The sequence below is a fragment of the Actinoallomurus sp. NPDC050550 genome (genome assembly GCF_040655075.1).
GTDB lineage: Bacteria > Actinomycetota > Actinomycetes > Streptosporangiales > Streptosporangiaceae > Actinoallomurus.
The window spans coordinates 383567-403192 of sequence record NZ_JBFAJC010000001.1; the positions used below are offsets into that span (position 1 = coordinate 383567).

Here is a 19626-nt window from a genome sequence, read left to right on the forward strand (position 1 = left end):
CAGGCAACCACGCTACACAGTCCGAGCATCGCGATACCCACACTTCACCATAAGCCCCTGTATTAACTTCGTGTCAGTTCTGGCGCTTTCCTCACCAGTCCCTCAATGCGATAGAGCCAAGCACGACTACACGCCTAGGTGGCGCGCCCGCAGGGGGTTCGAGCGCGCCACCCGTCCCGACTTTTGCCTGCGGCTGTGGGGGCTAGTTATCGCCTCCCTCAGCCTCGCCATAGTCAGGGATTTCCGAAAGTGGCTTCCAGCCATCCGGAGGGAGAACGTAGGTATGCTGACGAGAACGAATGCCCAGGTAGCCCGCCTGCTTAGCCACCTCGATCGCGCCATCGAGATTTGTCGTCCTGGCTACGCCAAGCCGTTGCGCCCATACGACGCGGTTCGGCATTATGTCTCCAGGCTTGTAGTCGCCGCGCCTTATCTTGCCGATGATCCGAATCGCTATAGCGCGTTCGTATCGCTTGACTGGCTTTATTCTCGGCAGAGGCGGATCGCACTCTACCGTCTCGCGTATACGCCAGTCTGACCGCATGCCTTCGAGGCGCGGGATTGAGAACAGCGCGTTGTACGCTGCCTCTTTGCTCCGAGACTCCGCATGGTAGGTGACATACCGGATGCGCCTTTGATCGATCTGATTGCCGGCGTCTTCCATCGTCTCACCGTCAACGCGACGGACGAAGGTGACTTGAAAAGTGGGCATTCGTTCCAATCTCCCAGAAACGGACGTACGGGGGATACTTCCGCTGGATGCCAAGTATCGCTGCTTCTATGTGAAGCATTGACTTGACAGAGCACCACCCGATTTCCAGGTAGCGCCAATGAAGCAGCCAGTAGCAACGCGCCGAAGGGTCATAGGCGATGATCCATTCGGAGAACCGTGCTTTGATGTGCTCTATGGTGAGAGTCTCATCGATCACGAGAACCGCCTCACCATCACCCAGACGACTTTCCCTCCTGACAGACTTCGGAAGATGCCGTATCGGCGGGCGCATTTCTTGACGATCGGGATACCTCGCCCCTTTTCCCCGATCAGGCTTAGGCGCTTCGGTTGCGGAAGGTCGTCTACAGGGTCATAGACGTAGATGGCGACGAGATCCTTTATGGGGAAGATCGATATCTCGATCTTCTTGCCGGGGGCTGCAATGATCGAGTTCGTTGCCAGTTCTGACACGATCAACTCTCCGTCGTCGATCGTGTCAGGGCTACAGCCAAGCCCTTTCAGACACTCGCGTGCGAACGTACGGGCGCGCTTGGCCTCTATGGGGTGACCCTCGATCGTTAGCGTCCGAACGGCATCCAGCTCCGTAGTGCTCTGGCCCATGACATGGCTCCCGCCTTGATGGCTTGTCTCTCGCGCAAGCTCTGTCCAGAGTTCCCACGTCGGGCTACGCTCCGGAAGGGAGGGGTCACCAACGCACAGAGATTTCGAGTCAATCCCCGAGTCGACTAGAGTTCACTAGAGTCGGACAGAAAGGCACCGACATGGGCAATCCCCCCAGCCCGGCACTGATCAAGCTCTCAGCAGCCATCAGGCGGCATCGGAAGCGCGCCGGTCAGACACAGGCGGCGCTAGCCAAGGAGATTCCCTGCTCAGACAAGACGATCAGCGCCATCGAGACGGGGAGAGAGCGTCCATCGCGAGAGATGGTGATCGCGATAGAGAAGGCGCTCAATGTGTCCGACGGGGCGCTAGTCGATCTCTTCGACCTACTAGAACATGAGAGCCTGCCACGCTGGGTACGTGACTGGCTCGTCGAAGAACGCCGGGCGTCTAGACTCCGCTCGTACGAGCAAGCCATCGTCCCCGGTCTATTGCAGACCGAGGATTACGCGAGAGTTCTTCTGAACGGGAACGAGGTAGCGGTACAAACACGAATCGAGCGTCAGGCGATTCTTTCGGCAGACCCTCCGCCGAAGCTGCACTTTGTTATCGACGAAGCGGTGCTATATCGCGACAAGGGTGGCAGCAAAGTAATGCATGATCAACTGATGCGTCTCGTTGAGTGTGTATCAGAACAGACCACCGTTCAGGTCGTCCCATCCGATGCCAGCCCGAGACTGTCTGGTGCCTTCACGATCGGGACCATAGACGGTAGCGAGGTAGCTTATGTAGACACAGCGGTTCGCGGAATCGTCACCAGCAGCCACGAGGACATAGCCACCTTAGAGGATGTGTGGGAGACGATCCGCAGTCATGCACTATCCCTACGAGAGTCTCTGAATTACATCAGAAGAACGGCGGAAGAGAAATGGATCTGACGGACGCACTGTGGCGCAAGTCGAAGCGAAGCAGCGACAACGGCGGCAACTGCGTTGAGGTGACCGTAATCACCGACGCTAAGTGATCCGCAACCACATGACCGAGCATTGCTGGTCATAGCATTACCGACAGCAGAAATGGCCTCCGCATCATGCGGAGGCCATTTCTGCTGCTTCCAGTCGGAAGCGCCGAATGACGCGAGGGGGCAAGGGGCGCGAGACGCGCGGTCCCCTTGGCCCACCCGTCGCGGGTACTACTACTCTTCCGAGCGACCTTTGAGCCGCCGTGCGGCTGCCAGAGCCACCGTGACGGCCGAACAGGCCATCAGCGTCAGGAGGCCACAGCCGGTATCGGCCGGTGCGATGTCGGAGCGCTTAACCTCGGTCAGTACCTGCCCGCCGAAATCCACGGTATAGGTACCCAGGAAGCTAACCGACCGGACGACCCCTATCGAACCCTTCGGGACCGGTCGCATGTGCCCCAGATTCCGCGTTGCTCTTACTTGGTCCCCACGTTTCATGTCCTCAGCCTCACCACAATCACTGATCGGGATATGCGAGGTTGTATCTGATTTGGAACGCAAGCCGTCGCAGTAGTTCCTTTTCGCGACTCTTGCGCAAGGTAACCGGTTTAATTCCGAGTGTCTTGGCGGCTCTCTCGCGTCGGTCCATTAGGTTCATTCCGGCGGATTCATCGTTCGCGAGAGCGAGAAGAACCGATAGTCCTTCCGTAATATGTCCGCCGAGATCGCTGATGCCACGCCTAATTATCTTCTCGGCCCAGTAGGCGCGTGCCTCTAGCGGGCAGTCCCGAAAACCGGGGATGAGAAGAGTGATGACCGATGGCGCATAGGTGAACAGTTCATCTGCTCTAGCGCCATGGTAAAGCGTGTCGTGTAATGCCCCTTCCAATTGTTCGCGGTCCACGGTATGGGCTGGTTGCTGCAACGGCATCACGGCCTTTCCTCGCATCGGCTGCCCTGCGTGGCCATCAGCGAACGAACGATCATGCCACCGATCGCTGACGCTGCGTATCCGGGTAAACCCGTACATCCACCCTCTTGGGCCGCTAACCTGCGGCGATTCGCACCACTTGCCCAAGCTTCCCGCCGTGGTCAACGGCGCGAGTCAGGTCACGCTGCGCTAACGCTGGCCTGACGCATCGCTGATCGGCCAGAGCTACCGTGATGCCGCTAGCGCCTCACAAATGGCCTGTGACCTGCGCCGATATCACTGATTTACCACTGCCGTACCACTGGCTTACCAGTCATCTACCACCAATCGACCACTCAAATACCACCCACGTACCACTCTCCTACCACTTTTATCCGCACCCCTTGATATGGCGCGAACCGTGGTGATGGTATCGGCACCCCGTAAGCACAGTCGGCGCGATCGTTTGCGCCACTACGCAGAAAGGAGATCGCATGTGAAAAACCCATCGCTGCATGACCCGTACGACCTAGTTTTGGTCGTGGCCGGCGTCCTGTACGCGCGCGGCCACACGCAAATCCGGTTCGACGAGCGCGCGATAGCCCGCGCGATTCCCGCAGCAAGAGAAATGCTGTGGGCACTCGGCATAACCCCGATCGAATCTCACCCCCGAAACCACGGAAGGTAGGCCACAAGTGGCGCGCTACTACAAGACCCGTTCCCCGGCATGGTGGGTCATCGGATTCCTCATCGCGGTAATCGCGGTCGTATTCATCGGCCACGTGGTCTACGCGTGGCTGATTCCGCTCATACCCCTAGTGGGTGCGGTCCTACTGGTCATCGCCCTTTCGTGGGCGGGTTTCCGTCGTCGCAAGTAGATAGAAAGGTCGGGTTACGTGGATTTCCGTCCTGCGGCCTCCATCCTCGGATTCGCGGCGATTTTCTTCCTCGCCGTATTCGGGGACCGCTGGCTTGCCTCCCGAGCATGGCGTGACTCGCTCGTCGCGTACCGGATTCGCTTCCCAAGCGGCCTAACCGCTGAAGCGGTCGCTAAATGCCTGTCGGTCGTCTCTGGTGCCACGAGGCGAAAGCCCGTCGTCATCGAGGTCATCGGGACCGGTCGGGGAATCGAGCACCATCTTTTGGTTCCCCGATCGGGGGCGGCCGGGATCGTGAGCCGACTCAGCGCAGCGTTGCCGGGAATCCGCGTTCAAGAGGTACCCGACTACTTCGCCGGTTGCCCGCCGATTCGCGCGGCGTGCGAACTGCGGACGTCACATGTGTGGCGTCCGCTGGCGGGCAACCGGGCGGAGTCATCGATTTCCGGGCTGCTGGCGAGTCTGTATCCCCTGGGGGCAGGGGAATGCGTACGGATTCAGTGGGTCATTTCTGGGACTCATCACGTGCGTCTACGCGGGGACGCTCCCCCCGAGCTGATGCGCTCCGCACGCGATAAGCAAGCCGCACCCGTCGTCAACGCGGTAGGCCGCATCGCGGTAAGCGCGCAATATCGCGGACGCTCCCGAATGCTGCTAGCCGACGTACTGAACGCGCTCCACGTCGTCAGTGCCCCCGGCGTGTCGCTGGCAGTCCGCTATATCCCCTCTGCGATTATCGCTCGTCGCATCTATCCTCGCTCGCTGCCGTTGACGGCATGGCCCGCTTTCTTGAACACCGACGAATTGGCCGCCGTCGTCGGGATACCGATCGCCGATATCCGCGTACCGGGTTTGGCCGTGGGAACGGCGCGACAGGTCCCACCGTCACCGGAAATGCCACGTCGCGGATTGGTGGTCGCGCACAGCAACTATCCCGGCATGGGAGAGCGGCCTGTAGCGCTGAAAACGCTCGACCGGCTACAGCACATGGTGATTCAGGGACCGACGGGAACCGGAAAGTCAACCCTCATCGCACATCTGGCACTACAGGACATCAACGCCGGTCGCGGCGTAATGGTCATCGACCCCAAAAGCGATTTGGTCGCCGAGATCCTGTCCCGTATTCCCGACAACCGCGCGGACGACGTCATCGTGATTGACGCCAGCAAGACCGATACGCCGGTAGGGTTCAACATTTTGCAGGCCGGACACGATGAGCATTCACGTGAATTGGTCGTCGATCGTGTCGTTCATGTCCTGTCTCAACTCTGGCGTAACTCGTGGGGACCCCGCACGGCCGACGTTTTCCGCGCAGGTCTTTTGACCCTCACGCATACTCGCGCTGCGGACGGTTCGGTCTTCACGTTGGCGGAACTTCCCGAGCTTCTCACAAACGCAGCATTTCGCCGCTACGTGACGAGCCAGCGAGGCGTTCCCTATGGGGTTCGGGATTTCTGGACCGCGTATGAGCAGATGTCGGACGCGGAACGCATTCAAGTTATCGGGCCGGTGATGAACAAACGACGCGCGATTCTCACGCGTACGTCTCTGCGGCTTATGCTCGGCCAGAGCGCCGGCATCGATCTCGGGAGCCTTTTCCGAGAGCGGAAAATCATCATGGTTCCGCTCTCTCAAGGCATTATCGGCACGGACGCGTCTCGGCTGCTCGGTTCGCTTCTCGTGTCGCTGCTGTGGCAAGAGACAATGTCTCGCGCGTCGGTTCCCGCCGAGAAACGCGCTCCGACATTCGCATACTTGGATGAGTTCCAAGAGTTTATTCGTTTCGGAGACGGCGACGAACTCGCCGAAATGCTCGCGCTAGCGCGTGGTCTGGGTCTCGGGCTGATATTGGCTCACCAATATCTCGATCAGCTACCGGGGCAGGTTAAATCGGCGGTACTCGGGACGGCACGTTCTCAAGCGGTCTTCCAACTCGCCTACAGCGACGCTAACGAGATGGCGCGGCGATTCGCTCCGCTGACGTACGAGGATCTGTCGAACCTGAACGCCTACGAAATCGCGCTACGGCCGTGTGTGGACTCCCGAACGCTCGGGCCGGTCACCGGTATCACCTCACCTCTACCGGAGCGCCTACGGCCTGCTGAGTACCTCGCGGACTTCAGTCAGCAGCGCCACGGCACGCCACGCGCCGACGTGGAAGCCGCACGACTCTCCCGTGTCCAGATCCGCAGTGCCAACGGTGCCCCCGTTGGCCGAAAGGGGAATCAGTGACGGCAATTCCTCGCAGCGTGTTGTTCGGTGTGTTGTTCGGTGTGTCGGTCGCTCCGCCCGTGATCAGGGCGTCTCCCCAGGTCAGGGCACCTCCAGACGCTCTAACAACCGCAGAAGCTCACTCCGTTCGCCGTCTGCCTCCTTCGTCGGCATCCGTGGGCCTTCGGCCCCCCTATCCCCCCTATCCCCCCTTTCCCCCCGTCCCCCCTTTCACCAAAATGAAAAAACGAGCGACAGGAATCGATGCAATGCGACTCGCCACACAAATCAGCCCCCAGGAATTCGCGATTCTCGAAACGGTCGACATTCTCGGAATCGCGACCGGCGAACAAATCGAACGCCTCCATTTCACCGAACTTTCCGAATCCTCGCGCCACAATTTGCGGCGGCGTGCGCTCCGGCGGCTTTCCGATAAACGCGCGCTAGTGGCCTTTCCTCGGCGTGTGGGAGGCAGACAACGGGGCTCTGAGACGACCATTTACGGTCTCGGGATCGTCGGGCAACGGCTCATGGCGCAACGACAAGGCTTCTCCGGCGCGTACCGGCCACGTCGGCGCTCGCTGCCCGGACTCCAGCTTCTCGCGCACGTATTGGCCGTCTCAGAGCTTTACGTACGGCTCGTAGAAGCCTCGCGCGTTCACGGATTCTCCGTGACGTGCGAGACCGAACCCGCTTCATGGTGGCGCGATTCGGGAAAGGTCATCAAGCCCGACGCATATGCCGTTCTCGCTACGACCGAGTATTCGGATTACTGGTGGATCGAAGTTGATCGCAGTACCGAAAGCGTTCCAACCGTGCTGCGGCAACTCGACATCTACACCGCGTTCGCCGAACGCGGTCTACCCGGACCGTCCGGCGTCATTCCCCGCGTACTGGTAACCGTCCCCACCGAAGCGCGCTGTACGGCGCTGATAGACGCGCTGAGCGACCGAACCGCGTCGGGTGACCCTCTCATCACCGTCACGGTATTCGACGCTGCTGTAGGGCTTCTGACGTCTCGGCTTCTCGGCACCGAAACTCCCACCCCCGCATCGAAAGGAGATCAGTAATGCGCATGTCCCCCAACCACCGACGCGCCGTCATTCAAGGTCTGCGGGAATTGGCGGATGAACTCGCCGTCAACCGCGACCTACCGGTACCCCTCATCATCGAAATCGACTACCACCCCCATGGAGCGAACGACACGGAAATACGCGCCGAGATCAACCGAATAGCAGAACTCATCAACGTCACCCCCGAAACCTCTGCGAACGGAGAGAACTACAGGGCCGTCCGGCGCTTCGGCCCTATCCAATACAAGGCCGTCACCGTATCCGCGCGAGAAATGGCCCGATGGGAAGCGCTCCTTACCTACAGCGAAAACGTCAACCCCGACGACGGATCGGAGCAGAAAACGCAATGACCCAACCTCCCGACAACACGCCAGACGAAAGCGAGGAACGCCCGACATTCAAGCAGTGGCTTGACGAAAAGGGAATCACCGAAACCGGCGAACCAAAACCCCCGCCGGCCTCCGATATCCCCGACGAACAGCCCCCGCTTTTCGCGCCGGACGTCCGGGCAATCGGCTGGACAGTCCCTCTCGGCGCTGTGTGGCTATTCGGCGCTTACTTCGTTCCCCACTTCTCCGAACACGGCGCACACACGGCCACACGGCTATCCGGACTCGCTCTCATCGCATGGGCGATACACCTCGCATGCGAACTCTCACTCGCCTACACCCTCGGAGACGACTACCCACGCCTAGGCATGTGGGAATGGCTTCTCTACCCCCAGGTATCGCGCCTATTCGAACGAATCCACAAAACCGCCAATAAGGCCGTGAACAACGGCGTCATTCTGACGCTGCTCGCTGGTCTGCTGATCCCCGGCCTGTACCTCGCGTTCAACGTCTTCTTTACCGCACTCTCGGCGGCACTGCCGCTATGGGTCGCACTACTCATCATCACCGGCGTTACCCATATCTCCGTAACCACCTACCGACACCACAAGCGAAGGAACAATGCCCCAGAAAAGCCGTAAAGGATTCCTCGCGATCCTCACCGACCTGAATTTCACCTCATATCTCACCGCCAAACTCGTCCGCGCAACCTACCGCGTCATACTCGTCTTCACCATCAACGCCACGATATGCGCGCTACTTTTCGCGTGGTGGCTACCGTCGTGGCTAGGCGGTATCGCATTCCTGATATTCGTACTCGCCCCCGCAAGCGGGATCATCTTCCTCGCGATCACGCGCATAGCGCTCGAACACATCGTGGTCATCTACGCAATCGCCGAACAGGTATCGACCCTCACCGAACACGTAACCGCCCAGCGAAAGGAGAACAAACCCCAGTGACCACGCCAGACCAGCAAACCCCAGACACCGGCGAAGAACCCGCGTACCCTAACCGGCGCGTCGCAATCGCCGCAGCGATCGGCGGACTCATCCTCACCATCGGACTAGCGCTCACACTGAAAGGAGACGGCACCGGGCACCACGACACCCCAACAACGACCGTCACCCTAACGCCCACCTACACGAGACAAATACCGCTCGCATCCCCGACGACAACCACCCCCGCGACACCCATAAAACCCGTCATTCGATGGCACGGTACCGTCACCGTCAACGGACCAAGTGCCTACCGAGATCTCGACTCCATCCCGCCGAGAACCGATCAAAGAGACGCAGACATCAACGGCGATTGGCTTGAGACAACCCTCTCGGCCGCATCCACAAACGTCCAAATCGCGCTGCTACAAACCGGCGGCACCCTGCCCGGATTCGACCAATGCCGGCAAACCGCATTCGCCAACGGGTCAGACCACACCGAAGAACTCCAAACCGGCGACGTGTTGTGCGTCCTCACCTCACAAGGCAGGATCGCGCGACTCAAGACCATTCGAGCGGAACAGACGTTCAGCGATCCGATCCTGAAATTCAGCGTCACGATATGGGACCCTCCCGCACCGTGAACCGCCCTCAGAGCACCCCCGGAAAGGAGAAACCTCCGTGGCAGACGCTGACGACGCCCGTAGGCCGCACGATGCGGAGGAACCCGCCAATGACAACGAACCCACGCCGGATGAGGAAACCGACCCCGACGACGCGCGCATACAACGCATCTTGGACGGTCTTCCCCCGCTTACCGACGAACAGCGCGAACGACTCGCGCTGATCCTCCGTAGCCACGACTGACGCCACACAACCGCGTGCCCCCGCCCCAACCTTGGGACGGGGGCACGTTCGCGTCTCTAGGAGGCTCTGAGGACCGCACAGACGCCACGGCGTACCGGCAACGCCACCCCCAGACGCGCGGAAGCCCCCAGGGCGGCCCTGGGGGCTTCCGCGTGACGACCGGTCGGCTATGCGGCGGCTTTCACTCTGGGCTTACGCGTCCGGCGTTTGATGGCCTTACGCGCGGGGGTGGCCTCTTTCTCCTCGATGCGCAGGAGATCAGTGTATGCCCGGTGCCCGCGTCCGATCGGCGGAAGAATCACGTTGAACGGCAGCAGCCGCAGGATTTCCCGCTTGTGGCCGATGCTAAGTCCCTTCCATATCCGCGCAGCGTCTTTGCTGACAGCGAAGATCTTAAGGGGGCTTTCCGTGACGGCAGCGTCGATTTTCGCGCGGTTCGCTTCTATCTCCTTGTCGAGTTCGGCCGTGGTCGCTTCCAACTGTGCGCCGTCGATTGTCCTCCGAGCGAACATCAACGACGCTTCGATCTTCTGCTGCTCCGCTGCGGCGATTTCGTCGCGAAGCGCGTTGACGTCCACGTTGATTTTCGGTTGCGGGATGAGGTCCGCGACGTCATCACGGGAAAGGCGCGCGATGATGAGCTTTTCTATGTAGTCGTCCACCATGACGGCGGGCCACGCGATGTGACTTTTGCTGTTGCACGTGTAGACCGGTACGCCTTGCGCGTTCCGCCGTGTCCTCATGGTCGAACCGTCGTTGCATCGCCCGCAAAGGTAGATGAGCGAACCAAGCCACTTGGGCGTATTTCCAGCCGGATTCTTGCGCGCGGGATTCGAAAACATCGTGATCAGCGCTTGCCGCTTGTCGTCCGGAATGATCGGCGGGAACGCGTTCCGCTGAACGATTGCGCCCCGGTACACCGCATGCCCCGACGTTCGAGGATGCGTAAGAATCTGCTTGATCGTACGGGAATTCCATCCCCCGTGTTCGACGTCCTTTCCGTTTCGGCGTAGCTTACGGCCGTCCGTCTGTGCCACCGTGGGAACCTTGCGCCGTGCGAGGTCTCGCAGAACTTGAGCCATGGGAACTCCGCCGAGTAGGGCATCAGCCCATTTCTGGATCTCGGCGGCTTCTTTCTTGTTGTGCCGCCCCATGTCCAGCCACACGGGACGGCCGGTTTTGTCCGTGCCCACCGGCCTAAGTAGTTCCTGCTTCCCGTCGGCGCGTTCCTGGTATTGCGGCTCTGTCGTCCGTAGTCCCCACCCAAACGGGCGAACGCCCCCGCCGTATCGGCCGGTACGCGCTTGACGCTTACGTGCGAGCGCGACGTTTTCCCCGCGTTGATCCGAATCCGCCCCCGCCTCTACGGCGTCTTTCAGGAACGCGTTACGGCCGTCCGCCGATTCGAGATCGTATTCCCCCGACTTGGCGATGATCCGTACTTTCTGGCGACGACATAGCGCGATGAACTCGCCTACCTGCCCGATCTCTTCGGGCTCCGGACGGTAGAGCCGGTTAACGCGCCATACGATGACGACCGCGATAAGACCGGCCGCGATGTCGGCTAGTAGCCGCTCGAACTCGGGACGACGGTTTCCGTTGTGCGCGCTGATTGAGTTATCGGAGTAAGTACGGTCGATAGGCCGTCCTAGCTTCCGTTCCGCCGTTTGTTCGTTCACCTCATGCTGAGAGGCGACGCCCCCGCCGATACCGGTCTGATCTTTGGATACCCGCGTGTAGTCCACCGTGAGGCGCGTGTCTGTCGTCATGCATCCAAGCTACGTCGGTTGGATGCCCTCAGACCCGTAGCCGGGAAGTCGACCACGATGCGCCTCATCCTCGGGCTGGACCGGCCGAGTGGTGGCCGGACCACGGTCAACGGGCGACCCTGTCGCGAACATCCCGCGCCGCTGCGGGAGGTCGGGGCGCTGCTCGAGGCCCGCGCGGTGCACCCCGGACGGTCCGCACGCAACCATCTGCTGGCCCTGGCCCAGACCCACGGCATCTCCCGCCGGCGGGTGGCCCAGGTGATCGAGCTGGCCGGCCTGCGCGACGTTGCCGACCGGCGGGTCAAGGGATTCTCCCTCGGCATGGGGCAGCGGCTCGGCATCGCCGCCGCGCTGCTCGGCGACCCCGCGGTCCTCGTCCTGGACGAGCCCGTCAACGGTCTGGACCCGGAGGGCGTTCTGTGGATCCGCACCCTTCTGAAGGGCCTCGCGTCCGAGGGCCGGACGGTGCTCGTCTCCTCACACCTGATGAACGAGATGGCCGTGACGGCCGAGGACGTGATCGTGATCGGCCGTGGCCGACTGATCGCCGCCACGTCGATGGCCGAGCTGACACGCCGCGCCCATGGCCACGTGCGGGTGGTCTCGCCGGACGCTGGACGCCTCCGCGAACTGCTCGCGGGCCCGGACGCGGAGATCTCCGCGCCGGAGCCCGGGGTGCTGGAGGTGGCCGGGCGGACGTGTGAGCAGATCGGCGGGCTGGCCGCCGCCCACGGGCTCACGCTGCATGAGCTGACTCCGCGTTCGGCGACTCTGGAGCAGGTGTTCATGGACCTGACCGGCGCCGACGTCGAGTACGCCGGGAGGGCCGCATGACCGGGACCCGGATCACCTTCCGCCGGGTGGTGCGCGCGGAGTGGACGAAGCTGTGGTCGCTGCGCTCCACCTGGGTGTCGTTCGCCGTGTTCGCGGGACTGATCGTCTTCTTCGGTCTCGTGCAGAGCCGGCTGACGGCGGGGCACCTGTCGAAGCCGGGCGGGGACCCGGGCCACGACGCGGTCAGTGCGGCCATGAACGGCTACAGCGGCCTCGCGCCGTTCGCCGTCGGAGTGCTGGGCGTGCTGGTCGTCAGCGGGGAGTACGCGACCGGGACGATCCGCGCCACGCTCTCGGCCGTGCCGCGTCGGCTGCCCGTTCTATGGGCCAAGGTCGTCGTGTTCGGCGCGGCCGTGTTCGGACTGAGCCTCGCCACGGCGGTCGCGGTCTTTCTCGGATCCCAGTGGTTCTTCTTGTCCGGCACGCGGCTGTCCGCCTCGCTCGCCACGCCGGGCGTCGTCCGGTCGCTGGTCGGCGCGGCGCTGGACGCCTCCCTGCTCGGCGTGCTGAGCGTTGGCCTCGGCGCGCTCGTGCGCTCCACCGCCGGCGGCATCACCGCGATGGTCGGTCTGCTGCTCCTGCTCCCGGGCCTGGTCCATTTCCTGGCACGGGATTCCTCGATCGCGGCCTATCTGCCCGCCAACGCGGGCCAGTCCCTGATGTCGCTGACCGGCCCGGCCGGTGCGCTGGGCCCCTGGACCGGGCTGGCGGTCCTGTGCTGCTATCCCGCGGCCGTGCTGGGCGCGGCGGCGTTCCTGCTCGTCCGCCGGGACGTCTGAGCAGGATGATGGGTGCCGTGAGCTTGTTCGGTGATCTGACGAAACGGCATCCTCGCGCCGTCGACGCCGCCCTGGCCTTCGCGGTCACCCTGCTGGGGCTGCCCAGCATGGTGGGTCCGCATCCGGCTCAGGTCGGCGTGTCCCCCTGGCAGTTGCGGCTGTTCCAGGTGGCGCTGGCGACACCGCTGATCTGGCGCCGGCGCGCGCCGATGGCGGTGCTGGCCGTGATCGCGGCGGTGGTGGCCGTGCAGTGGACGCTGCCGGGCGGCTGGCTCCAGGGCGACATCGCCCTGCCGATCGCGCTGTACGGCGTCGCGGCGCGTGCGTCGCGACGCCATCGGGCGATCGCGTCGGCCGTCGTCGCGTCGGTGGGGGTTCTCGTGGCGGCCCGATGGAAGCCGGACGACTGGCCGGCGGCGGTGCTGTTGCTGTGGTCGGTCGCCGCGGGCGCGGTCGTCCTCGGCGTCGCCGTCCGGTTGCGCCGCGACCATCTCGCCATGCTTCTGGACAGGGCCGATCGGCTGGCGATCGAGCGGGACCAGGAGGCGAGGCTCGCCGCGGCCGCCGAACGATCGCGCATCGCGCGCGAGATGCACGACATCATCGCGCACAACCTCTCCGTCATGATCGGGCTTGCCGATGGTGCCCGGTACGCCATTCCCAAATCCCCCGAGCACGCCGAGGAGGCGATGGAGAAGGTGTCCGTCACCGGTCGTCAGGCCCTGGGTGAGCTGCGCCGGCTGCTCGGCCTGCTGCGCGACGACGACGTGGCGGAGCTGGGTCCGCTGCCCGGACTCGGTGATCTCGGCGAGCTGATCGACCGCGTACGGGCCGTCGGGCTGCCCGTCGTCCTCCGGACCGACGGCACCCCAGGGGACCTGCCCGCCGGTGTCCAGCTCGCGGTGTACCGGATCGTGCAGGAGGCGCTCACCAACACGATCAAGCATGCCGGTCCGCACGCCACCGCCGCCGTACGGCTCCGCTACGACCCGGACGGCGTCACGGTCGACGTCGCCGACACCGGCCGTGGCGACGGCCCGGTCGCCGGCCAGGGTCGGGGGATCTCGGGCATGGCCGAGCGTGCCGCCGTCTATGGAGGTGTCGTCGAGTCGGGGCGCGACGCGGACGGCGGGTGGCGGGTCCATGCTCGTCTCGGCATCCGGCGGGTGGAGCTGACGCTCCGGTGACGACCGTGCTCATCGTCGACGACCAGGCGTTGCAGCGTATGGGGTTTCGCCTCGTCCTGGCGAGCCAGGACGACCTGACCGTCGTCGGAGAGGCGGGGCACGGTTCCGAGGCCGTCCGCATGGCCGCCGAGCTGGCACCCGACGTCGTCCTGATGGACGTGCGCATGCCCGGTATGGACGGCATCGAGGCCACCCGCCGCATCGTCCGTTCCGGCGGACGGTCGCGCGTTCTCATCCTCACGACGTTCGACCTGGACCGGTACGCGTACGCCGCCCTGCGGGCGGGCGCCAGCGGATTCCTGCTCAAGGACGCTGAACCTTCGGACCTGCTCTCGGGCATCCGCGCGGTCGCCGCCGGTGACGCCGTGGTCGCACCCGGCCTGACGCGCCGCCTGCTCGAGGTGTTCGCACCGCATCTGCCGGATCCCGACCGGCCCGGGGACGACGGCGACCCGCGCCTCGCACGCCTCACCGATCGGGAGCGCGAGGTCCTGGTCGCGATCGGGGCCGGCTGGACCAACGCCGAGATCGCCGAAAGCCTCGTCCTGGCCGAGTCGACCGTCAAGACCCATATCGGGCGCATCTTCGCCAAGATCGGAGTCCGCGACCGCGTCCAGGCGGTCATCTTCGCCTACGACACCGGGCTCGTCCGGCCGACGTCCGCCGGATGAGCCCAGATGTTGATCTACAGTGTAAAGGCCGCAGCCGTCGTGATCAGCGGAAGTCGCGGCTGCGGGCCATGGTCGCGACGGGGAGGCGCTGCAGGCGGGTGGCGATGAGGTTGGCGGCGCCGTCGTGGCGTTCGAGGCGGCCGTGGATGAGCAGGGCCTGGGCCTGGAAGGCGACGTTGCGGTACCGCTCCCAGATCTGCGGGCGGCACAGGACGTTGAGCATGCCGGTCTCGTCCTCCAGGTTGAAGAAGATCACGCCGTTGGCGGTCCCCGGGCGCTGCCGGTGCGTGACGACCCCGGCGACCAGGATGTTCGTGTCGCCCGGCACGTCCTTGACCGCTCCGAGCGGGACGGCGCCGCGCTCGTCGAGGGCCGCCCTGACGTGCGCGATCGGGTGGGTCTGGGACGTCCCGGTGGCCCAGAGGTCGGCGATGGTCTGCTCGATGACGGTCATCGGGGGCAGTTCGGGCGCGGCGGTGCCCGGCGCGGTGCCGGGCAGGTGGTCCGGGCGGGTGTGGGACAGCGCGCCCGCCGCCCACAGCGCCTCGCGGCGGCCGAGCCCGAAGCAGCCGAACGCCCCGGCCGTCGCGAGCGCCTCCAGCGCCGCCGTGGACAGGGACACCCGGCGCACCAGGTCCTCCAGGTCCTCGTACGGCCGGCCGGCGGCGATCCGCTTCGCGGCGTCCTCGCCGAGGTTCCGTACGGCCGACAGGCCGAGGCGGATCGCGGGCTGCGACTCGGCGGGCGCGTGCGGGCGGTCGCCGGCGGGCGTGTACGGCGCTTCCAGCGTCGCCTGGTCGGGACTGGCGTTGACGTCGACGCCGAGGACCCGTACGCCGTGCCGGCGGGCGTCGCCGAGCAGCGTCTGCGGGCTGTAGAACCCCATCGGCTGGTTGCGCAGCAGCGCGGCGGTGAACGCCGCCGGGTAGTGCCGCTTCAGGTACGCGCTGGCGTACACCAGGTGCGCGAAGCTCTGCGCGTGCGACTCGGGGAACCCGAAGCTGGAGAAGCCGAGGATCTTCTCGTACACGTCCTCGGCGATCCCGGCGGGGATGCCGCGCTCGGTCATGCCGCTCAGCAGCCGGTCGCGGAGCCGCTCGACGCGTTCGGGCGCGCGCTTGGCGCTCATCGCCTGCCGCAGCGCGTCGGACTCCGCGGGCGTGAACCCGGCGCAGTCCACGGCGAGCTGCATCATCTGCTCCTGGAACAGCGGCACGCCCATGGTGCGCTCCAGCGCGTTCTTCATCAGCGGGTGCGGGATGTCCGGCGGTTCCTGCCCGTTGCGGCGGCGCAGGTACGGGTGGACCGAACCGCCCTGGATCGGGCCCGGCCGGATCAGCGCGACCTCGACGACGAGATCGTAGAACGTCTTGGGCTTGAGCCGGGGGAGCGTCGCCATCTGCGCGCGGGACTCGACCTGGAACACCCCGACCGTGTCGGCGTCGCACAGCATCGCGTACACGTCCAGGTCGTCCGGCGGGATGTTGTGCAGGTCGTAGCGCCGTCCGTGGAACTCGCCCACGAGGTCGAACGTGTCGTGCAGCGCCGCCAGCATGCCCAGGCCGAGCAGGTCGAACTTGACCAGGCCGACGGCGGCGCAGTCGTCCTTGTCCCACTGCAGCACGCTGCGGCCCGGCATCCGCGCCCACTCGACCGGGCAGACCTCGCCGATCGGCCGGTCGCAGATCACCATGCCGCCGGAGTGGATGCCGAGGTGGCGGGGGAGCCGCTGCATCCGGTCGGCCAGCACGGTGACCGCCTCCGGGATGCCGTCCGGCGGCAGCGGTTCATGGGGCGAGAGCTGGCGGGACCAGGCGTCCTGCTGGCCGGGGGAGAAGCCGAGCGCGCGGGCGGCGTCGCGCACGGCCATCCGCGGCCGGTAGGTGATCACGTTGGCGACCTGGGCGGCCCGGTCGCGCCCGTACTTCTCGTAGACGTGCTGGATGACCTCCTCCCGGCGGCGGTGCTCGATGTCCAGGTCGATGTCGGGCGGCCCGTCGCGGCCGGGGGACAGGAACCGCTCGAACAGCAGGTTGTGCTTCACGGCGTCGACGCCGGTGATGCCCAGCGCGAAGCAGACCGCGGAGTTCGCCGCCGACCCGCGGCCCTGGCACAGGATGTCGTTGTCCCGGCAGAACTCCACGATCTCGTGCACGATCAGGAAGTAGCCGGGGAAGCCGAGCTGCTCGATGACGTTCAGCTCCCGCGCGATCTGCCGGTGCGCCCTCGGCGCCTGCCGCCGCGTCCCGTACCGCTCACGCGCCCCTTCGGCGACGAGGTGCCGCAGCCACGTCACCTCGGTGTGCCCGTCGGGGACGAGCCAGTCCGGCAGGTTCGGCGCCACGAGATCGAGGTCGAAGACGCAGGAACGGGCCAGTTCCACCGTCCGCTCCAGCACGCCGGGGAACCGGGCGAGCCGCGCCGCCATCTCCTCGCGCGACCGCAGGTGCGCGGTGCCGGTCGCGGGCAGCCAGGAGTCCATGTCGTCGAGGCTGCGCCGGGCCCGTACGGCGGCGAGCGCCTGGGCGAGCGGGGCGTCCCTCGGCGCGGCGTAGTGCACGTTGTTCGAGGCCACGACGCCGATGCCGGTATGCCGAGACAGCGCGTACAGGGCGTCGTTGCGCGCGTCGTCGAGGGGCTGGTCGTGGTCGATCAGCTCGGCGAAGACGTTCTCCCGCCCGAACATCTCGATCAGCGCGCGCAGCTCCGCCTCCGGGTCCTCGCCCGCGTGCACCGCGCCCTTGCGGCAGCCGGTGAGGATCACCCAGTGCCCGCCGTGCGCGCTCGCCAGGTCGGCAAGGTCGTAGACGGGCCGGCCCTTCTCTCCGCCGGCGAGCTGCGCCCGGCTGATCGCGGAGCTCAGCCGCCCGTACCCCTCGACGTCGCGGGCCAGGACGAGGAGGTGCCGCCCGCCCGGATCGGGCTCGCCCGGAGCGGCGGCGGGCAGGTCGAGGCTCAGCTCCGCACCGAAGATCGTGCCGACGCCCGTCCCCTTCGCGGCCTCCTTGAGCCGCACGGCCCCGTACATGCCGTCGTGGTCGGTGACGGCCAGCGCCTCCACGCCGAGGCGTACCGCTTCGGCGACCAGCTCTTCCGGGTCGGAGGCGCCGTCGAGGAAGCTGTACGACGAGTGGCAGTGCAGCTCCGCCCATCCCCCCGTACGGCGTGGCAGGCGCACGGGCGGCGCGTCCGGTTCCGGCGTGGGGTCGCCCGCGTGCGGATGAGAGCCCCAGGAGAGCCGCCGCTCGAACTCCCGCCACGGGATCCGCGGGTTATCCCAGCCCATACCGGCTCCGGTCAGGCATAGTCGGCCTCGATGTACCAGCGGCCGCCTTCGACGACGAGCAGGCGCGCGCCGCCGTCGGCGGTGACGACCTGGAACCGCGCGCGGCGGCGGAACCGCACCGGGTCCCACCAGCGCTCCCGGGCCGGCCACGGGCCCGCCCACGCGGTCACCGGCAGGACGCGCCCGGCGATCTCGATCTGGTGAGGCGGGGCCGAGACCGCGCAGCGGGCGCTGACCGTGACCGGTGCGCCGTCGGCATCGGTCACGCGGACGGGCAGCGGGTCGGGGTGGACGACCGCCGGCGCCGGGTCGGGGATCCGCCCGGGCCAGTGGCCCTCCGAGGAGCCCGGTTCGGGCGGGAGGTCGCCGACCGGCACCCGGACGACGCGATCTCCGGGTCCGCGACCGCCTGCGGGGAACGGCCGGGTGATCGCCTGATGGCCGAGCATGGCCTGCACTCGCGCTGCCGCCCGCATGACGCGGTCGGAGAGCGTGACCTGCCCCCACAGCGCCTCCTGCCGCCCTTCGTCGGGGACGAGCTGGTCGGGCAGGAGCCGCAGGAAGGCGATGCCGCCGACGCCCTCCTCGTCGGGGGAGGTCTCCCAGGAGGACAGCTGCCAGCGGACCCGCTCGGCGACGGCGAGGGCCGACAGCGTTCCGTCGTGCCGCCACAGCCGGGACTGCGTACGCCCGTGGGCGTCCGTCACCTCGACGCCGATCCGTACGCAGGTCAGGGCCTCGGCGGCGAGTGCCTCGTGCAGGCGTTCGGCGAGCGCCTTGGCGGCGAAGACGACCTGCTCGGCCGCTGCCGCGGGCGGGTCGAACTCCGTCGTCACGCTCAGGTCCGTGTGCGGCGGCCGGGGAGCGGGCGGCCGTGGGTCCAACCCCTGGGCCAGCCGGTGCGCGCGCACCTCGTCGGTGCCGAAGCGGCCCGCCACGTGCCGGGCCGGTAGGGCCGCGAACGCGCCGAGCGTGCGGATGCCGAGCCGGGGCAGCAGGTCGGCGAGCTCCGGCCGGTCGAGGACGGTCACCGGGTACGGCGCGAGGAAGTCCGCGGCCCCGCCCGCCGGCACGATCATGCCGCCGTCCGCGGTGCGCGCGGCCAGTTCGGCGGCGAACAGGCCGTCGGCGATCCCCACGCCGCAGTCGAATCCGTGCTCGACCACGGTGTCCTGGACGTGGATCCGCAGCGACTCCTCCGCCGTCTCGCGGTCGGCGCCGCCGTGGTAGCGGGCCGCGCCCCGCACCGGGATGGCGCAGACGCCGGGGCGTACGACCTCGACCCAGGGAGTGATGGTGGAGACGGCGGCGGCCACCGTCTCGAAGAGCCGCCCCTCGGCGTCGGGATCGCGGTCGCGGACCACCAGGTCGGGGCAGTGCCGCTGCGCGTCGCGCAGCCGCTGCCCCCGGCGAACGCCTGCGGCACGCGCCGCCGCCGAGCACGCCGCGACCCGGGCCGAGGCGACCACCGCGGCGGGGGTGCCGGCGTCCAGGCCCACCGCCGTGACCGGCCAGTCCGGACACCACACGACGAGCACGCGCGGCGCCGTCACCGGTCCACCGCCGGAGCCTGGTGTGTCGGGGAGGGGCATGGCGTACTCC

Annotated in this window: 20 protein-coding genes; 14 read left to right on the forward strand and 6 right to left on the reverse strand. The window is 66.0% G+C overall.

The window, feature by feature from the left end; translation table 11 throughout:
* Positions 1-202: 202 nt before the first annotated feature.
* Together AB0I04_RS01795 and AB0I04_RS01800 are read right to left on the reverse strand one after the other, a co-directional pair.
* Positions 203-664, reverse strand: coding sequence for a hypothetical protein (locus AB0I04_RS01795; RefSeq protein ID WP_360877331.1), 462 nt, complete (start codon positions 662-664; stop codon positions 203-205).
* A 261-nt stretch (positions 665-925) separates the two neighbouring features.
* Positions 926-1333 carry an ATP-binding protein gene (locus AB0I04_RS01800; RefSeq protein ID WP_360877334.1) on the reverse strand — a complete coding sequence of 136 codons (408 nt, stop codon included), beginning with the start codon at positions 1331-1333 and terminating at the stop codon, positions 926-928.
* Positions 1334-1494: 161 nt separating this feature from the next.
* On the opposite strand from AB0I04_RS01800, the gene AB0I04_RS01805 reads away from it, so the two are divergent.
* Positions 1495-2271: a helix-turn-helix transcriptional regulator gene (locus tag AB0I04_RS01805; protein ID WP_360877336.1), complete on the forward strand. Its 777-nt coding sequence runs from the start codon at positions 1495-1497 to the stop codon at positions 2269-2271.
* A complete protein-coding gene (locus tag AB0I04_RS01810) occupies positions 2262-2357 on the forward strand; it encodes a DUF397 domain-containing protein (protein ID WP_360877339.1) in 96 nt (31 codons plus the stop codon). The genes AB0I04_RS01805 and AB0I04_RS01810 overlap by 10 nt, the downstream gene beginning before the upstream one ends.
* A 454-nt stretch (positions 2358-2811) precedes the next feature.
* Here the strand turns inward: AB0I04_RS01810 and AB0I04_RS01815 are convergent, their stop codons facing one another.
* Positions 2812-3228: a hypothetical protein gene (locus AB0I04_RS01815; RefSeq protein WP_360877342.1), complete on the reverse strand. Its 417-nt coding sequence runs from the start codon at positions 3226-3228 to the stop codon at positions 2812-2814.
* A 671-nt stretch (positions 3229-3899) separates the two neighbouring features.
* On the opposite strand from AB0I04_RS01815, the gene AB0I04_RS01820 reads away from it, so the two are divergent.
* The 8 genes from AB0I04_RS01820 (at position 3900) to AB0I04_RS01855 (ending at position 9498) form a co-directional block, all read left to right on the forward strand.
* Positions 3900-4082 (forward strand): hypothetical protein, encoded by a 183-nt coding sequence (locus AB0I04_RS01820; RefSeq protein WP_360877345.1) that lies wholly within the window; start codon positions 3900-3902, stop codon positions 4080-4082.
* A gap of 18 nt (positions 4083-4100) precedes the next feature.
* On the forward strand, positions 4101-6314 hold the full coding sequence (locus AB0I04_RS01825; protein ID WP_360877348.1) for a hypothetical protein: 2214 nt from the start codon (positions 4101-4103) through the stop codon (positions 6312-6314).
* 248 nt (positions 6315-6562) lie between these two features.
* A complete protein-coding gene (locus tag AB0I04_RS01830) occupies positions 6563-7363 on the forward strand; it encodes a replication-relaxation family protein (protein ID WP_360877351.1) in 801 nt (266 codons plus the stop codon).
* A complete protein-coding gene (locus AB0I04_RS01835) occupies positions 7363-7716 on the forward strand; it encodes a hypothetical protein (protein WP_360877354.1) in 354 nt (117 codons plus the stop codon). Before AB0I04_RS01830 ends, AB0I04_RS01835 begins: the two co-directional genes overlap by 1 nt.
* The gene (locus AB0I04_RS01840; protein ID WP_360877356.1) at positions 7713-8336 is read left to right on the forward strand and encodes a hypothetical protein; all 624 of its coding nucleotides are present in this window, start codon (positions 7713-7715) and stop codon (positions 8334-8336) included. The genes AB0I04_RS01835 and AB0I04_RS01840 overlap by 4 nt, the downstream gene beginning before the upstream one ends.
* Positions 8317-8655: a DUF4282 domain-containing protein gene (locus AB0I04_RS01845; protein ID WP_360877359.1), complete on the forward strand. Its 339-nt coding sequence runs from the start codon at positions 8317-8319 to the stop codon at positions 8653-8655. The genes AB0I04_RS01840 and AB0I04_RS01845 overlap by 20 nt, the downstream gene beginning before the upstream one ends.
* Positions 8652-9275, forward strand: coding sequence for a hypothetical protein (locus tag AB0I04_RS01850; protein WP_360877361.1), 624 nt, complete (start codon positions 8652-8654; stop codon positions 9273-9275). Before AB0I04_RS01845 ends, AB0I04_RS01850 begins: the two co-directional genes overlap by 4 nt.
* Before the next feature lie 37 nt (positions 9276-9312).
* On the forward strand, positions 9313-9498 hold the full coding sequence (locus AB0I04_RS01855; RefSeq protein ID WP_360877364.1) for a hypothetical protein: 186 nt from the start codon (positions 9313-9315) through the stop codon (positions 9496-9498).
* Between the two features lie 167 nt (positions 9499-9665).
* Here the strand turns inward: AB0I04_RS01855 and AB0I04_RS01860 are convergent, their stop codons facing one another.
* Positions 9666-11267 carry a recombinase family protein gene (locus AB0I04_RS01860; protein WP_360877366.1) on the reverse strand — a complete coding sequence of 534 codons (1602 nt, stop codon included), beginning with the start codon at positions 11265-11267 and terminating at the stop codon, positions 9666-9668.
* An 18-nt stretch (positions 11268-11285) separates the two neighbouring features.
* Here AB0I04_RS01860 and AB0I04_RS01865 point away from each other — a divergent pair, with 18 nt between their 5' ends.
* From AB0I04_RS01865 to AB0I04_RS01880, 4 genes are read left to right on the forward strand one after another with little or no spacing between them, the layout of a single operon-like run.
* On the forward strand, positions 11286-12101 hold the full coding sequence (locus tag AB0I04_RS01865; protein WP_360877369.1) for an ATP-binding cassette domain-containing protein: 816 nt from the start codon (positions 11286-11288) through the stop codon (positions 12099-12101).
* Positions 12098-12880: an ABC transporter permease subunit gene (locus tag AB0I04_RS01870; RefSeq protein WP_360877372.1), complete on the forward strand. Its 783-nt coding sequence runs from the start codon at positions 12098-12100 to the stop codon at positions 12878-12880. Before AB0I04_RS01865 ends, AB0I04_RS01870 begins: the two co-directional genes overlap by 4 nt.
* A 17-nt stretch (positions 12881-12897) precedes the next feature.
* Positions 12898-14067: a histidine kinase gene (locus AB0I04_RS01875; RefSeq protein WP_360877375.1), complete on the forward strand. Its 1170-nt coding sequence runs from the start codon at positions 12898-12900 to the stop codon at positions 14065-14067.
* On the forward strand, positions 14064-14738 hold the full coding sequence (locus tag AB0I04_RS01880) for a response regulator transcription factor (RefSeq protein WP_360877378.1): 675 nt from the start codon (positions 14064-14066) through the stop codon (positions 14736-14738). The genes AB0I04_RS01875 and AB0I04_RS01880 overlap by 4 nt, the downstream gene beginning before the upstream one ends.
* Positions 14739-14781: 43 nt before the next feature.
* On the opposite strand, the gene AB0I04_RS01885 is transcribed toward AB0I04_RS01880, so the two are convergent.
* Positions 14782-18024: an error-prone DNA polymerase gene (locus AB0I04_RS01885; protein WP_360877381.1), complete on the reverse strand. Its 3243-nt coding sequence runs from the start codon at positions 18022-18024 to the stop codon at positions 14782-14784.
* 11 nt (positions 18025-18035) lie between these two features.
* The gene (locus tag AB0I04_RS01890) at positions 18036-19616 is read right to left on the reverse strand and encodes a DNA polymerase Y family protein (protein WP_360877384.1); all 1581 of its coding nucleotides are present in this window, start codon (positions 19614-19616) and stop codon (positions 18036-18038) included.
* Between the last annotated feature and the right edge of the window lie 10 nt (positions 19617-19626).